This window comes from Agrobacterium sp. 20P9.1.2 (genome assembly GCF_057799395.1).
Window position 1 is genome coordinate 804,322 of record NZ_JBYOKI010000001.1, and the last position, 14,268, is coordinate 818,589.

General features: G+C 59.3%; 18 protein-coding genes and 1 riboswitch. Of the genes, 9 read left to right on the plus strand and 9 right to left on the minus strand.

Annotation, left to right across the window (positions count from 1 at the left end):
* The first annotated feature begins 11 nt into the window (after positions 1-11).
* Positions 12-269: riboswitch (cobalamin riboswitch) on the plus strand.
* A 151-nt stretch (positions 270-420) separates the two neighbouring features.
* Genes AC27VJ_RS03920 through AC27VJ_RS03930 form a run of 3 tightly spaced genes read left to right on the plus strand, consistent with a single transcriptional unit; the run spans position 421 to position 1,658 of the window.
* Entirely contained in the window at positions 421-603 is a 183-nt protein-coding gene (locus AC27VJ_RS03920) for a CbtB domain-containing protein (protein WP_062450401.1), read from the plus strand.
* Between the two features lie 13 nt (positions 604-616).
* Positions 617-1,330 (plus strand): CbtA family protein, encoded by a 714-nt coding sequence (locus AC27VJ_RS03925; RefSeq protein WP_488682874.1) that lies wholly within the window; start codon positions 617-619, stop codon positions 1,328-1,330.
* A 1-nt stretch (position 1,331) separates the two neighbouring features.
* Positions 1,332-1,658, plus strand: coding sequence for a hypothetical protein (locus tag AC27VJ_RS03930; protein WP_488682875.1), 327 nt, complete (start codon positions 1,332-1,334; stop codon positions 1,656-1,658).
* Positions 1,659-1,672: 14 nt separating this feature from the next.
* Here the strand turns inward: AC27VJ_RS03930 and AC27VJ_RS03935 are convergent, their stop codons facing one another.
* Positions 1,673-2,086, minus strand: a complete 414-nt coding sequence (locus AC27VJ_RS03935; RefSeq protein WP_488682876.1) for an RrF2 family transcriptional regulator — start codon at positions 2,084-2,086, stop codon at positions 1,673-1,675.
* A 126-nt stretch (positions 2,087-2,212) separates the two neighbouring features.
* Between AC27VJ_RS03935 and AC27VJ_RS03940 the strand changes: the two genes are divergently transcribed.
* Positions 2,213-3,139, plus strand: coding sequence for an NAD(P)/FAD-dependent oxidoreductase (locus AC27VJ_RS03940; RefSeq protein ID WP_488682877.1), 927 nt, complete (start codon positions 2,213-2,215; stop codon positions 3,137-3,139).
* 11 nt (positions 3,140-3,150) lie between these two features.
* Here the strand turns inward: AC27VJ_RS03940 and AC27VJ_RS03945 are convergent, their stop codons facing one another.
* Together AC27VJ_RS03945 and AC27VJ_RS03950 are read right to left on the minus strand one after the other, a co-directional pair.
* A complete protein-coding gene (locus AC27VJ_RS03945) occupies positions 3,151-3,717 on the minus strand; it encodes a type 1 glutamine amidotransferase family protein (RefSeq protein ID WP_488682878.1) in 567 nt (188 codons plus the stop codon).
* A gap of 101 nt (positions 3,718-3,818) precedes the next feature.
* Complete coding sequence (locus AC27VJ_RS03950) at positions 3,819-4,307, minus strand: GNAT family N-acetyltransferase (RefSeq protein ID WP_488682879.1); 489 nt, start codon at positions 4,305-4,307, stop codon at positions 3,819-3,821.
* Between the two features lie 387 nt (positions 4,308-4,694).
* Here AC27VJ_RS03950 and AC27VJ_RS03955 point away from each other — a divergent pair, with 387 nt between their 5' ends.
* Both AC27VJ_RS03955 and AC27VJ_RS03960 read left to right on the plus strand, forming a co-directional pair.
* Positions 4,695-5,108, plus strand: coding sequence for a helix-turn-helix domain-containing protein (locus AC27VJ_RS03955; RefSeq protein WP_488682880.1), 414 nt, complete (start codon positions 4,695-4,697; stop codon positions 5,106-5,108).
* A complete protein-coding gene (locus AC27VJ_RS03960; RefSeq protein WP_488682881.1) occupies positions 5,101-5,922 on the plus strand; it encodes a DUF6456 domain-containing protein in 822 nt (273 codons plus the stop codon). Before AC27VJ_RS03955 ends, AC27VJ_RS03960 begins: the two co-directional genes overlap by 8 nt.
* Positions 5,923-5,949: 27 nt before the next feature.
* On the opposite strand, the gene AC27VJ_RS03965 is transcribed toward AC27VJ_RS03960, so the two are convergent.
* The 4 genes from AC27VJ_RS03965 to AC27VJ_RS03980 all read right to left on the minus strand — a co-directional run bounded on the left by AC27VJ_RS03965 (position 5,950) and on the right by AC27VJ_RS03980 (position 8,059).
* On the minus strand, positions 5,950-6,453 hold the full coding sequence (locus tag AC27VJ_RS03965) for a type II toxin-antitoxin system YhaV family toxin (protein WP_488682882.1): 504 nt from the start codon (positions 6,451-6,453) through the stop codon (positions 5,950-5,952).
* Between the two features lies 1 nt (position 6,454).
* On the minus strand, positions 6,455-6,784 hold the full coding sequence (locus AC27VJ_RS03970) for a type II toxin-antitoxin system PrlF family antitoxin (protein ID WP_488682883.1): 330 nt from the start codon (positions 6,782-6,784) through the stop codon (positions 6,455-6,457).
* A gap of 63 nt (positions 6,785-6,847) precedes the next feature.
* Complete coding sequence (locus AC27VJ_RS03975) at positions 6,848-7,264, minus strand: SufE family protein (protein ID WP_488683182.1); 417 nt, start codon at positions 7,262-7,264, stop codon at positions 6,848-6,850.
* A gap of 354 nt (positions 7,265-7,618) precedes the next feature.
* Positions 7,619-8,059 (minus strand): DUF5330 domain-containing protein, encoded by a 441-nt coding sequence (locus tag AC27VJ_RS03980; RefSeq protein ID WP_488682884.1) that lies wholly within the window; start codon positions 8,057-8,059, stop codon positions 7,619-7,621.
* 480 nt (positions 8,060-8,539) lie between these two features.
* On the opposite strand from AC27VJ_RS03980, the gene AC27VJ_RS03985 reads away from it, so the two are divergent.
* From AC27VJ_RS03985 to AC27VJ_RS03995, 3 genes are read left to right on the plus strand one after another with little or no spacing between them, the layout of a single operon-like run.
* A complete protein-coding gene (locus AC27VJ_RS03985; RefSeq protein WP_488683183.1) occupies positions 8,540-10,069 on the plus strand; it encodes a sensor histidine kinase in 1,530 nt (509 codons plus the stop codon).
* Complete coding sequence (locus AC27VJ_RS03990; RefSeq protein ID WP_488682885.1) at positions 10,041-10,991, plus strand: peptidoglycan-binding domain-containing protein; 951 nt, start codon at positions 10,041-10,043, stop codon at positions 10,989-10,991. Before AC27VJ_RS03985 ends, AC27VJ_RS03990 begins: the two co-directional genes overlap by 29 nt.
* A 12-nt stretch (positions 10,992-11,003) precedes the next feature.
* Positions 11,004-11,345, plus strand: coding sequence for a DUF1491 family protein (locus tag AC27VJ_RS03995; RefSeq protein ID WP_488682886.1), 342 nt, complete (start codon positions 11,004-11,006; stop codon positions 11,343-11,345).
* Between the two features lie 230 nt (positions 11,346-11,575).
* On the opposite strand, the gene AC27VJ_RS04000 is transcribed toward AC27VJ_RS03995, so the two are convergent.
* Together AC27VJ_RS04000 and AC27VJ_RS04005 are read right to left on the minus strand one after the other, a co-directional pair.
* Entirely contained in the window at positions 11,576-12,058 is a 483-nt protein-coding gene (locus tag AC27VJ_RS04000) for a chemotaxis protein CheW (protein WP_488682887.1), read from the minus strand.
* Positions 12,058-14,001, minus strand: a complete 1,944-nt coding sequence (locus AC27VJ_RS04005) for a methyl-accepting chemotaxis protein (RefSeq protein ID WP_488682888.1) — start codon at positions 13,999-14,001, stop codon at positions 12,058-12,060. The genes AC27VJ_RS04000 and AC27VJ_RS04005 overlap by 1 nt, the downstream gene beginning before the upstream one ends.
* Positions 14,002-14,268: the final 267 nt, after the last annotated feature.

Sequence of the window (14,268 nt, forward strand, 5' to 3'; positions counted from 1 at the left end):
CCTACGACAGCGCATGAAATAGGTGTGATGGTCTTTCCGGGTTCGCCCGGAAAGTGAAAAGGGAACACGATAGAAGCCTCACGCTTTGATTCGTGGCTGCCCCCGCAACTGTGAGCGGATAGCCTGAAAACGAAATGCCACTGGTCTGGCGCATCGACGCGAAATCATCTTCGATTTCGTAAAGTACGATGCGAAACAGAAGGATCGGGAAGGTGTTTTCAAGGTTACGACCCGCAAGCCAGGAGACCTGCCATTGCGTGAAGTGTCGTCAATACCGGCGGGGTGTCCGGGCAAGCACGGTTGGCAGGTCGGTTCGCCCGACCTTTAAAACCCTGTGTCTCTTTTCCCCGTGGTGAATGTTGAATGCGGTCGTGCGGCGTTTGATCAGAACAGCGCCCACCCGCACAGGAAAGGGTCACCATGTCTATCCAGCAGAATACGGCATCATCTGCCGTCTCATCCAAAACATCGAAAATCGCGCAATCGCTGACGGCAGCCGCGCTCGGCCTGTTCATCGTCGGCTTCGTGGGCTTTTCGCATGTCGAAGCCGTGCACAATGCGGCGCATGATACGCGCCATGCCAACGCTTTCCCTTGCCATTGAGGGGAGATCAACCATGCCATTTTTCCGTAATATCGTCTTTTCTGCCGTTCTGGTGGGGCTGATTGCCGGTCTCGCCGTCAGCGCCATGCAGGCCATCGGCACCACGCCGCTCATTCTTCAGGCGGAAACTTTTGAAAGCGCTGGTGGCGAAGCAGCCCCCGCCCACAGCCATGATGCGGCAACACCTGCTGACCATCATCATGATGCAGAAGCATGGGCACCTGCCGATGGTTTCGAGCGCAACGCCTATACCGTCGCCGCCAATGTGCTGACATCAATCGGTTACGCGCTCGTTCTGACAGCGCTGATTTCGCTGCGCAGCACGCAGGGCGGCTGGCGGGAAGGTCTGTTCTGGGGTCTCGCCGGTTTTGCTGCGGTCATGCTCGCCCCGATGATCGGCCTGCCGCCGGAACTACCGGGCAGCCCGGCTGCTGCGCTTGAAGCACGGCAGATCTGGTGGATCGCAACCGTTGCCGCAACGGCGGGCGGCATTGCGTTGCTGGCCTTCAAACGGGGTGAGCCATGGGCGATCATTCTTGCCCTGGTGCTCATCGTCGCGCCGCACATCATCGGCGCTCCGCTGCCGCCGGAAGGTGACCACGCGCTGGCGCCTCTGCCGCTGGAGCGCCGTTTCGTGGTTCTCGCCACCGTTACCAGCTTCGTATTCTGGCTGATCCTCGGCTCGTTGAGCGGGTTGTTCCTCAAGCGTTTCGAGACGGCCAAGTAACATGACGCAAGCTCGGGAAAACGCAGTGGAATGGAGTGATGAGCTTCAAGCCCTGCGTTTTTCCGTCCCCGGTCATGGCGCGCTCTGCGCCATGCACCGGCTGGCCTTCAAGTCGCTTCTGCCGCAAGAGCCGGGCACGGAGGCCTGCCTTATATTCTTCGCGGAACACCAGCAGGCATTCTTGAGCGCAGCCGCCACCAAGATCATCCGGCTCGCTCTACCCTTCGACCGCAGCCTGCACATCAACAGCCGCGATCTCAGACGGGCGATGACACATGCGCTTCCAGATGGGCCAGTCCCCTCCTGCCGCGTGCTCGATCGCGGCTAAGGCGGATATCAACGCTATCCTGCAAGCCCCTTCGCCACATCGGCCAGCGTGACCTGTGAAAACCGGCTGCGCAACAGTTGCTCAGCCTCATCGAACACGCCCTTCAGTGTCGCGTTGACCGCCTGCTCGATCTGGCATCCCGGCATGTCATAGGCAGGTCCAACAGCGAAGATGGATGGCTCGCCAACGGCGCAATAAATATCGAGAAGCGTTAGCTGATCGAGAGGGCGAGCAAGCCTCCAGCCGCCGCCATGGCCTTTTTCTGACAGCACAAAACCCTCATCGCGCAGGCCCGCCATCGTGCGGCGGATCACCACGGGGTTGGCGTCCAGCATCTGCGCGATCATCTCCGATGTCATCGCCCCATCGTGTTTGTCCATGTGGATCAAAACATGCAGCATACGCGAAAGCCGACTGTCCTGCCTCATCCTCAAATTCCTTCTGCAAATCGCGTCGATCTATAGCACGATTGCTTCATGATACAAATGAAGTGTCGTGACTATTGACTCTGCATGATCACGACACTTATGTTGTTGCGAGAAAAGGAGCCAGCCATGAACGACCCGATCTACGACGTCATCATCATCGGAGGCAGCTATGCTGGGCTATCGGCTGCACTACAACTGGGCCGCGCCCGCAGAAGGGTGCTCGTCATCGATGACGGCCTGAGGCGCAATCGGTTCGCCTCACATTCCCACGGCTTCATCACGCAGGATGGTGTCGATCCGGCCGTCATTGCCGCGACGGCGCGCTCGCAGGTGGCGCAATATCCAACTGTGCAATGGTTGTCTGGCCGGGCGGATGCGGCTCGACGGATATCGCAGGTGGGTGATACGGCAGCAGGCTTGTTCGAAGTCATGGTTGCAGAGACGCGAATTCTCTCCAAAACGCTGATACTCGCCGTCGGCGTGAAGGACATTCTACCCGGCATCGAAGGTCTGGCGGAACGTTGGGGAAAAACCGTGTTCCACTGCCCCTATTGCCATGGCTACGAACTGAACCAGGGACAGATCGGCGTCATTGCCGGATCGGAACTGTCCATGCACCATGCCCTGATGCTTCCCGATTGGGGGCCAACGACGCTTCTTCTCAATGATGCCTTCGAGCCCAACGCCGATCAGCTCGCAGCGCTTGCCACCCGTGGTGTCACGCTTGAGCGCAGTGCCGTGCAAGCACTCAAAGGTCATGCCGATGTGCAGCTTGCCAATGGCCGAACGCTCTCCTTTGCCGGGCTCTTCGCCCTTGCGTCGATTGAGATCGCCACCACGATCCCGAACCAACTTGGCCTCGATCTGGAGCCCGGGCCGCTAGGCTCCATCATCAAGACGGACGCGATGAAGGAAACCAGCATATCCGGCGTGTTTGCCTGCGGCGATGCTGCGCGCGCCATGGCGTCCGTAGCGCTGGCTGTCGCGGATGGAAACCTTGCGGGCGTCAGTGCCCACAGGTCTCTGATGTCAGGGATGATCGCTCACAGGTAAGTGGCTTTGCGTCATCGATGCTCAGCGGAAAACACTGAAATCTCGGCTTCCGCTTCCGGCCCCCAGAGGTCGAGCGCCTTCAGCACTTCGGCGGTGAATGTTACCGGTGCGCTGCCGGGGGCGGTGACGATGCCTTCGTGGCTCACCGCCTGTGGCTGGTCGCGATAGTGGTCCGCGCCCTGATAGGTCTCGTATTTACCGTGGGACTCCAGCGAGTTGCCGGTATGGGCCACATGATTCAGCACGCCGGTTCCCGCCAGCGCGCTGGCTGCGGCACAAATGCCTGCCACCACGCGGTGCTGGGCGCGAAAGCGGTGGACGAGATCGGTAAAGTCAGGCGCGGCACCCTTTTCCCAGATCAGCCCGCCGGGAATGACTAGCGCATGGATCGTCTCCGGGTCGAGTTCATCATAGGCCATGTCAGGCGTCACGTTGAGGCCACCCATGGAGGTCACAGGCGCGCCATCCGGCGACGCGGTGATGATATCGACGCCCAGATAACCGCGCGCTGCGGCGGCCAGCAAAGCGGGTTCCCAGTCGGCAAAGTCCTCGGTCAGAGCCAAGGCGATACGTGGCATTGTCTTCTCCTGCAATCAAAGACATCAAGATCAGCGGACGGATGTCCAGCCGTCAAGCAAAACCTGAAAACGGCGGTGTCGGTTCCGTCCCCTCGGGCGCTTTAAGCCAGCGCCTGCATGAAGCGCATGCCGGTGACCGGGCGCGGCACGAAGTCCATGTTTTCGTAGAATTTATGGGCAGCGAAGTTTCCGGTCGCAGCACCTACGGAGAGGTAGTCGCAGCCGCAGCGCTTGGCAACGTCGCGTGCGCGGGCCACCAGGTGCTGGCCGGTGCCGTGGCCGCGGTGTCCATCCCGCACGAACAAATGATGCAGATCCATGCCGCGACGACCTTCCTGCGCGCGGTACTGCGGCACGAGAATGGCGTAACCGATAAGTTCGCCATCCGCCTCTGCCACCAATGCGGTGATCCAGGGCATCTGTGCGAAAAGATCGCGCTCCAGCTTCTCCGGCGTGATCGCCGCCGCATCGCCATGGTAAGCGGCCAGCAGGGTGATCATCTCGTTCAGCTCAGGCAAATCGGCCTTGCGCGCACCACGAATGGTCACGACGGGCGGTCTCGGCAGGGTCAGAAGGCTGTCTTCGGTCATTGTCTCGTCCTTCGGTTTCTTGGTGTAGTGCCGTCAGGACGTTTGAAAACAACAAAGCCGCCTGACGGCGGCTTGTTGACAAAGTGATCTGTCGAGCCGCCCTTAAAGGAAGGCCCAAAAATACGTGCAGGAAATGGGTGCGCGTGCGTTGATCATGTGTAGGTAGATGCGCTCGAATCGAAAAACTGTCAAGTGGATTTGAAACGCCTTAACGAAAAACGCGATCAGGCCAGCCGCCGAGGTTGAACGCTCACTTGAAATAAGAAAATAATCCTCTTTCTCTATATAGAGAAGTTTTTATCCATCATTTTTCGAGCCTATTTCTGAGATTGATGCTGCCGATTTGATGGTGTATGAATTAATTCCTATTTAGTCAGGAGTTGCATCATGCCCTTCCATCTTGAAACCTTCAGCGCGGAACCGGCCTTTGGCCCGGCTTATTCCGCCAGCCTCAGCCCGCCACCAGCGGTTCCCATGGCGCATCGCGCTGCCTGCCAGCGGGTGCGCGAAATCACCTATGAGACATTTGCGCAGATCGTGGATCGCGACATGATGCGGCGGGATCGTCGGCATGCCATGCTGCATATCCGCCAGATCGCGCTTTATGTCTGCCATGTCACGCTGTCTCTGCCCCTCCCAAATGTCGCCGTCTGCTTCGGGCGGGACCGCTCCACTGTCAGCATCGCATGCCAGCGGGTGGAAGACCGCCGTGACGATCCGGGTTTCGATGAATTCGTGACGGCTGTCGAGGATCAGGCAAAGCCGCTTCTCGCAACGCTTCAGGCAGGTGACCATGACTGAGGGAAAGAGCAAGCAAGAGAAGCACATCGAACGCGGGCTGGTGCGCCTGTTGCGTTTCATCGGGCGCGGCCCCGCGCAGGTGAAGGATTGCGGCGCGCAGGTCGAAATCAACGTCGATCACACGCCGGAGCCTCGGAGCATGGAAAAACAGGTGCTGGAGCAGGGTCTTGCCTCCGGCTTGCTGCGCATGGAGGAAAACCGGCTCACCCCCTGCGACACCGCCAGCGCTTTCCTCAAACGCGCCATGGTCAAGGAACGCGACGAGATTTTTCAGGAGCAGCACCGTCTTTGCGATCTGGTCTCTGTGGAAATCGAAGGCGCGCGCCAGACCGCGCGGCGCAACGAATTGTCCTCGCCGCTTCTGGCCCTCTTGCGGCTGAAAGATCGCGACGGCCAGCCCTTCTTCCCCGCAGAAGCGCTGGACGCAGGCGAAAGACTGGCCAGCGATTTCCACCGCGGCCAACTCAGCCCCCGCATCACCGCCTCCTGGGAGCCGCGCCTGTCGAAACGCGTCAAAGGCCAAGCCAACGGCGCCCAAGACCTAACCGACACCGCCATGGCCGCGCGCAACCGCTTCTCAAGAGCAGCGGACGCGATGGGCCCGGAACTGTCAGGCGTCGCCATCGATGTCTGCTGTTTCGAAAAAGGGCTGGAACTGGTGGAACGCGAACGCCAATGGCCCGTCCGCTCCGCCAAACTCATGTTACGCACCGCTCTGCTGGCCCTTGCCCGGCACTATAACCCGCCACAGCCCGCAGCGCGCAAACGGGAGAGCCACCACTGGGGTGCGGAGGGGTATCGGCCGCGTGTGTGAGGTAGCCGGTGGGTGGAGCGATGGTCTTTACGCCTTCTTCCCTTTCGCGGAATCGAAGGCCGTATCGAGACGCTTTTCCACACTGCTGTCCGATGTTGCTTTGAGCAGCCTTTCCCACTCATCCGGCGAGTTGCCATCATTGAGCATGTCTTTGAACACGGCATACGCATCGGTTTTGGCACCATATGTTCGCAGCGTGTTTTCATCATTCACCCACGCGAAGATGATGACTTTCGCCTTGGTGCTGTAGCGAAAAAACAGGCGAAATCGCCCGCCGCCGAATTTGGCTCGAAACCAGTGGCGGCGGGTCGTGCCAAGTGTGTTGCCCTGCACATAGGATGTGGCGGTTGGGTCTTGCGGAATCTTGTCGAACAGGAGGGACTGAAGTGCTGCCAGCAACTTGGTGTTGGCATTGTTGCGATAGGTTTCGGGGTCTTTCCGAGCCAGATGCTCTACGCTTGCCGTCAGCTTTTCAAGCTGGTCGAGCAGAAGCGGATGCGCACGGACGGTCCAGCCATCAATGACAGGCATGTCAGATCGTCACATCGCCATCGATCGGCGCATCGAGATCGACTTCGACACCCTCCGTCAGTTCCATCATTCGCTGGCGCAGCGCCTCGGGAAACTCCTGAATATGTTCGGGATGCTTTTCCATGTCTTGCGAGAGAAATGCGAGAAAGCCGTCGATGACGGGATCGTCTTCCTCGTCCACTTCCTTCTCTATCGAGACATGTCTGTTTTCATCGATGTAGAAGGCTATGCGCCCGCCATATCCCAGGCCAAGCGCATCCCGCACGGATTTCGGCACAGTGACCTGGCCCTTTTCCGTAATCGTGCTGACTTTTTTCAACAAAGCGGGCATTTCGAACTCCATTGCGAGCCCAAAAAGTAAGGAAAATTCCTTACTTTGTCAATGCGGATATGCTCACGCTGCCAGCAGCTGCGCCTCTGCTCTGATGCGGTTGATCATGGAGCGCAGGCCGTTGGCACGCTGGGAGGAGAGGTGTTCGACAAGGCCGATCTTGCCGAAGACTTCGATGGCGTCGAGCCCGGCGATTTCGGAGGCGTGTTTGCCGGAGTAGACGGCCATGACGATGGCGACGAGGCCGCGCACGATATGGGCGTCGGAATCGCCCTCGAAGGTGAGGATCGGGTCGGCCGAACCATCGCTATGGCTGACGAGCCAGACCTGGCTTGCGCAGCCTTGCACCTTGTTCTCGGCGGTCTTCTTGTCTTCGGCCAGATCGGGCAAATCCTTGCCAAGCTCGATCACGTAGCGGTAGCGATCCTCCCAATCATCGAGAAAGGCGAAGTCGTCCATGATCTTGTCGAGAGAGGCCATCTGTCCATTATCCGTTCGTTTCACGCTGCAGTCCTGCTTCTCCTCATTCCTGTCCTTGACAGGAATCCAGTCGACGCGCGTCGGCGCGGCGGGAAGACTCTTCTCAGCCCAAAGACTTGGGCTGGCTGGATTCCTGTGACAGGCACAGGAATGAGGGAAGCGGGATGCTTACATGCTTTGCATATAGGTCAAACCATCTCCGAATTGAACCGCCAGATCAGCGAAAAAAAGCCCTGCGACGAAGGGAAATTCGTGCAGGGCCCAGGAGTCGGGCAGTCAGGCGGCTCGATCACGAGCCGCAAGGGCGGGCAGGAGGCGGGTGGCCTCACCTGAAATCGGAATTGTCTGTGCTGCTCAAGGTGCCGGGCGGCGCAGGGGCAGGGGCACGTAGGGCTGGGATTTGATGGTACCGGTTTTGATGTCGTCGCTTTCCTGCGCCACGTCGATGGTTGCGGCAGGCACGGTGACGGCGGGTGCGGCAGGGGTGGTATCGGCCAGCTTGGCGGCGGGTTCGCTGCTGCCAGCCAGCTGTGCGTCGATTAGCTGATAGGCGACTTTTGCGCCTTCGCGGGCTCTTTCACCCAGCGCATGAAAGGTTTCGGCGCCCTTGACGCAGACATCAGGCTTTTCCACGCAGATGGCGCTGACATAACGGTAGGCTTCGCTGGCAGCCGAAACGGCGCCGGCCACGTTCATCTGCGACGTCTGCGAAGTGCTGTCGCTCGACCCACCGAAGTAGGACAGCGCCACCAGAACCAGCGAAAAGAAGATCGATGACTTGATCAAAAACCACATTGCGAAACTACCCTGTTCAAACGTCGCCCTTTTCGGGTCGTCCGTGTTTGCCCTGTTGTCCGGGCTTGGAATCACCCTAGAACCAAGAGACCAACAGCCATTTGCGAAAACCGGCAGGATTTAATTCAAATTGTATCTATTTGTTCCGTGACAGGACTAAGAATGACGTTTCGCTCAAACTTTAACGGTCCATGTTAAGCATAATTGCGGCGGTGGCCCACAAAAGCAGGGGATAGCGGCACATGCCGTTGCCACAAAGATTAACGCAATGGGAAAAATATAACGAAATCCTTCGCTTACCCGTCGTTAACCATGAAACACAAAGTCTGCCGCAAATGCCCCGAAATGGGATTCGGCCCTGCTTTAAGCCCGGTAGCGGTGCCTGCTTTTAGCCTTTCCTTAAGTCGCAGGCCCCTATTGTCGGGCATGGTTAAGGGCGCTCTCGCCCCTTTGGAATTCGGTGTTCAGGTATTGCGTAATATAACGGAAAAAGCGATTGCGTTGATCGATCATGCCACCGGCATGTGGCTTTCGCGCATGGAAGAAGACGCCAGCGTGCGGACCGCCACGGTCCATGCCCTGCGCCGTCTGGTGGCATTCGGTCTCACCGCGCTGTTCGTCGTTCCTGCCGTTTTCTGCCTTGCCTTTTCCGTCTCCGTTGCGCTGCCGCTGGGCGTTGCCACCGTCATCGCCGTCTTTCTTGCCGCCGCCGCCTCGCTCATCGCTTTCCGCAAACCGCTGAAGCTGGAAGAGGTCGCTGCTGCGCCTGCACAGAACATGGTGCTGGCAAGCCAGGTTCCCGGCCTGCTGCTGGTGTTCGATGAGCATGGCGTCGTCAAAAGCGTTTCGGGCCGCGATCTCAAGCAGTTTCCCGCCCATTTCCAGAGCTGCACCGGCCACCTCTTTGCCGAACTGGTGCATGTTTCCGACCGTATCGGCCTGATGCAGGCTTTCGATGCGCTGCGTCAGGGCAACGATAACGCCATTGCCGATCTGCGCTTTGAAAACGCCATTGCCGCGCGCCAGACGCAGTTCATTCATGCGCGCATGGATATCACCGCCGAGCGTGACCGTTTCGGCAGGCTGACCAGCGTTATCGGCCAGCTGCGTGATGTGACCGAAAAGGAACTGCTGCGCAACGAGGTTGCCCGCAAGGCTGCGGAGGCGGAATCGGCCAATGATGCCAAGTCGCGCTTCCTCGCTGCCGTCAGCCATGAATTGCGCACGCCGCTCAATGCCGTGCTGGGCTTTTCGGATATTCTGGCCGGTGAATATTTCGGCAAGCTGGAGAACGATCGCCAGCGCGAATATGTCTCGCTCATCCGCCAGTCCGGCGCGCATCTTCTGTCTGTCGTCAACACCATGCTGGATATGAGCAAGCTGGAAGCGGGCCGTTACGAACTGCTGATGGAGCCTTTCCGCATTGCAGACGCCATCGCCACCTGCGAAGGCATGTTGGGTCTTCAGGCCCGCCAGAAGGGCCTGACGCTGACCAGCCGCATTCAGCGCGATATCGGCGAAGTGGTGGCAGATCAGCGCGCCATCCAGCAGGTTCTCATCAATCTGGCTGGCAATGCCATCAAGTTTACCGAATCGGGTGGTGTGGTCTCCATGGACGCATCGCTGGAAGGCCGCATGCTGAAACTCACCGTCAGCGATACCGGCATCGGCATCGAAGCGGACAAGATTGCGTTTCTGGGCCAGCCTTTCATGCAGGTGCAGAATGAATATACCCGCCGCTATGAAGGCACGGGTCTGGGTCTTTCGCTGGTCAAGGGGCTGGTGGAATTGCATGGCGGCAGCTTTGCGATTTCCAGCCGCGCCGGTGAAGGCACCGTCGTGACGATCCTGTTGCCTGCGGATGGCTCCGGCCAAACGAATGGCACGGATGGTGACGATGGCAGAGGTCCCGTGGAGTTTCCGCCACGCCTCAAGCAGCAGGCTGCCGGTGCGGTAAACATGATGAAGGAGGATGTTGCGGATGGCCGCGCCAAAGCGAAAATCGCCTAGGAAAACACCTGCCCGCAAGGAGCCCGGTTTCGTTTCTGTGGCAGCACTCGCCATAGGACAGGAAATTCTGCGCCATCCCAAACTGGTTGGCGGCTGCACGGCCTTTTTCGTCGTCTTCGGCTTCGTTGCCGCCAACGCACTCTGGTACCAGCCCGGCCACCACCCGTCGCCCTTCCTGCGCACGCGCGATGAGGAAAACCCCAACGGCATTCCCGGTTATCGCCTGGCCTCGGGCCTGGGAGACCACGGCAACGTCACCACCTTCCGCATAGAGCGCCAGACCGATACGCCGCAACCACAGGCACCGGCGGCAGCACCCGCTGCCCAGCCAGCGGACCCTGTGGCAAATGCCATCGCACAGGCCACGCCGCATCCTCCCTCCGAACTGGTGGCAGAAATCCAGCGTGAACTCGCCCGTCGCGGTCTTTACGAAGGCCCGGCAGACGGCATGACCGGACCACGTACCACTGCGGCTATTCTCTTCTTCGAGGAAACGGTCGGTATGGAGCAGACCGGCGAGCCTACGAGCCGCATTCTCTCCGCGCTGAAAATCGACAGCGCCACCACGGTTGCCGCTATCCCCAAGGCCTTGCCGAAGGATCGGCCCGCCAGCGCCAATACCGGCGGCGTGGCCATCGATCCCGTGGCCGCCGCCATCCGCAATGCCGAAGCCAACGCGCCCAAGCCGCAATCCATCTCGCTGACCTCAGGCGGATCTGCCAAGTCAGTGACGAAGGATCTGGTGGCCAAAATCCAGCAGGGCCTCGTCAACATCGCCTATGCCGATGTGAAGGTGGATGGCATGGCAGGCGAACAGACCCGCACCGCCATTCGCAATTTCGAAAAGCACTACCGCCTGCCGGAAACCGGTGAGCCGAATGAAGCGGTGCTGAAAAAGCTGAAATCCATCGGCGCTTTGTGATACTGCGTCGCTATGCGCTTAAAATCTGAGATATTTGTCTCCGCCCTGATCCGCCGCGTCTTTTCCGCAGGCGATTTCGCCGCCGTGGAGCGCAAGGGCGCAGATGCCGCAGGTGCCATCTTCATCCGCCAGCGCCTGCGTGGCGGGCTGGAAAACCTCTACGGCCCCGCACCGCAAAGCTTCTCCGACGACGAAGAGGAAAGAGCCGAACGCCGCTTCGAACGTCGCCTGACGAATGCCGAAGGGCAGGATGTCGAGGCGTTGCTGGAGAAGGAACGGCGCTTCGATAGTGATGTGTGGGTGGTGGAGCTTGAGACGGAGAGTGTGGAGGGGTTGTTTACGGTTGTTGCTTGAGGCGGCAGCGCCAGCGGGTGGGGCTCACCCCCCTCTGTCCTGCCGGACATCTCCCCCAGAAGGAGGGAGATCGACTCGTTGAGACCTCTCGCCAATCTTAAACGTTGAGGATAGAGCGACGGGTAAGCGTTTAGCCGATCTCCCCACCTGTGGGGGAGATGCCCGGCAGGGCAGAGGGGGGCTAGCCCCACCCACCGCCCTACAATACCGGGCAGAAAAACCCTACCAAACTAAACCGTCTGCGCATCCCAGCTTTCAGGATCGGCCGTGGCGAAGATGGCGTCGAGGTTGAGGAAGCAGATCATCACCTTGTCGCGGGCGAAGATGCCTTCGGCGAAGCCCGTGGTGGCCAGACCGGCGGCGGCGGGGACTGGCTGCAGATCCGCGGCGGAGACGGTGAGGATGTCGGACACGCGATCCACCATCATGCCGATTGTCCTGCCCTTGACGCTGGTTACGACGATGGCGCTGCGTTCGCTGGCTTCCGCAGGCGGCATTCCCAGTTTGCAGGCCAGATCGATGATGGGGATGACCGTGCCGCGCAGGTTCATCACGCCCACCACTTCCGGCGGCGTGTGCGGCAGAGGTGTGACGGGGGCCCATCCGCGAATTTCGCGGATGGAGGTGGTGCGCACGGCGAACTGCTGGTCGCTGAGCATGAAGGCGATGATTTCAAGAGCGCCGTCGCCGCTAGTGATCGGTGCGTGATCCATCAAAATTCCTCCCAATTGCTCTTGGATGTGTCGAGCGCGGCATTGCCGGAAAAGGCAGCGCTGATCTTGCGGCCAAGCGCGCGGGCAGGCGAGGCGGATGGCCGGTCATGGGATGAGGCGGCACGCATTGGAGCTGCGTTTCCGGCATGGCTGCCGTCGGAAAGCTTGAACTGCGCCAGCAACTGGTTGAGCGAGTGGACTTCCTGCGCGAGACCGTGGCTGGCCGCGGTGGATTCCTCGACCATAGCCGCGTTCTTCTGCGTGTCCTGGTCCATCTGGTTGACGGCAGTGTTGATCTGCTGAAGACCGGAAGACTGTTCCTGTGCCGATTCCGCGATGGCTGCGACGTGGCGGTTGATTTCCTGAACCTCGGTCACGATGGTTTCCAGCGCAACGCCGGTTTCGCCAACCAACTGCACGCCCTGCGCAACCTGCGTGTTGGATGTGGTGATAAGCGCCTTGATATCCTTGGCCGCATTGGCGGAACGCTGCGCCAGTTCGCGAACTTCCTGTGCAACGACCGCAAAGCCCTTGCCGGCCTCACCGGCACGTGCCGCTTCAACACCGGCATTCAAGGCCAGAAGATTGGTCTGGAAGGCGATTTCGTCGATAACGCCGATGATGTTGGAAATCTCGCCGGAGGATTTTTCGATCTGCTCCATGGCGGTAACGGCCTTGCGCACGACGTTACCCGATTGCTCGGCGCCAAGCTTTGCGCGGCTGACCAGCTGTCCGGCTTCCTGGGCGCGACGTGTCGCGTCCTTGACCGTGGTTGTGATTTCTTCCAGCGCGGCGGCTGTTTCTTCCACGGCGGCGGCCTGCTGTTCGGTGCGCTTGGCAAGATCGTCTGCGGCAGAGCGGATTTCATTGGCACCGGAATCGATGCCCCGTGCATTCTGCGCCACGCGGTTCAGCGTGGACTGAAGCCGTTCTGCGGTGCTGTTGAAGTCATTGCGGACGCCATCCAGCGTTTGCGCGAAAGGCTCGCGCAGGCGGTGCGTGGTGTCGCCGTCGGCAAGCTTGGAGAGGGCGGAAGCCAGATTGTCCACGGCGAACTGCACGTCTGCCGCTTCTTGCGCCTTCTGCTTTTCGCGCGCGATACGCTCCTGCTCGGAAGACGACCGGTTGGCCTCGGTTTCGCGCTCCAGACGGATGCGCTCGATGGCGTTTTCGCGGAAAACCTGCACGGCAGCGGCCATCTGGCCCACTTCGTCCGTGCGGTCCATGCCGTCGATTTCAGCCTTTGTCTCACCGGTTGCCAGCGAGGCCATGCGTTCACGAAGCCTGGCTATGGGTGCGGTAATGCCCTGAATGGAGATATAGAGGCCAAAGGCCACGAGCAGGGCGGAAACGAGGATGATGCCGATAAGGCCGGTGAGGATAGTGTCATCAGTGTTTGCACTCAGCTGATCACTGCCGTCGTTTACGGACTTGATCAGCTGTTCGGTCGCCGCGCTTATTTTTGGGGAAACTTCAGTAATCTTGTACATCAGATCCAGAGCCGTTTGCTGGGCCTGTGCCTGCTGACCGCTCTGGGCGAGGGAAACGGTCTTGTTTATGATCGTTTCAATTTCTGCAAAGCCCTTCAGAACTTCGCGCGAGCTGTCTGTCTTCTCCGGGACCAGTTGTGCCATTTGCGTCTGGCGGTCATTTGCTTGTTTGAAATTCGCCGTAAAGGTCTTGAGAGCCTCCGCGAAAGCAGGGCTTGCGGGATCGACTATGGACACGCGAAGAGCCTGCATCCCCAAGCCGTTCAAGTTACCGCTCGTGCGTGCGTTTAGCACCGCAGCATAGGCGGTTTTGCTGATGAAGTCGCTGTACTGGTTGTCCGTGTTTTTGTACTGCAGGCTGACATAGGCCAATCCGGCGATGGACGCCGCGCTCATCAAGGCAATGACCGAGATGACCTTGGTTTTGATTTTCGTGTTTTTCAGAAATGACATGATTTCCTCAAGGCAGTGGTCAACCGCCTCATAGGCGGTCTGGAATAAATTTTTGAAACATCGCGCGTAGCCGTCCCCTGCATCGGGGCAGCAAGCAGTTACCAAATCGCAATCTTTGGTTGATTGCGCTCCTCCGCTTGGTCTACTGGCTCCATGTTTGAATGAAGTCTGCGGCGCAACAGTTCATTATTTTATCTAAATTTTGAGTTACTTTATTATGCGAATAATTACCGTTACGTGAGGTTGTGAGGCTGTTTTGAAATCACA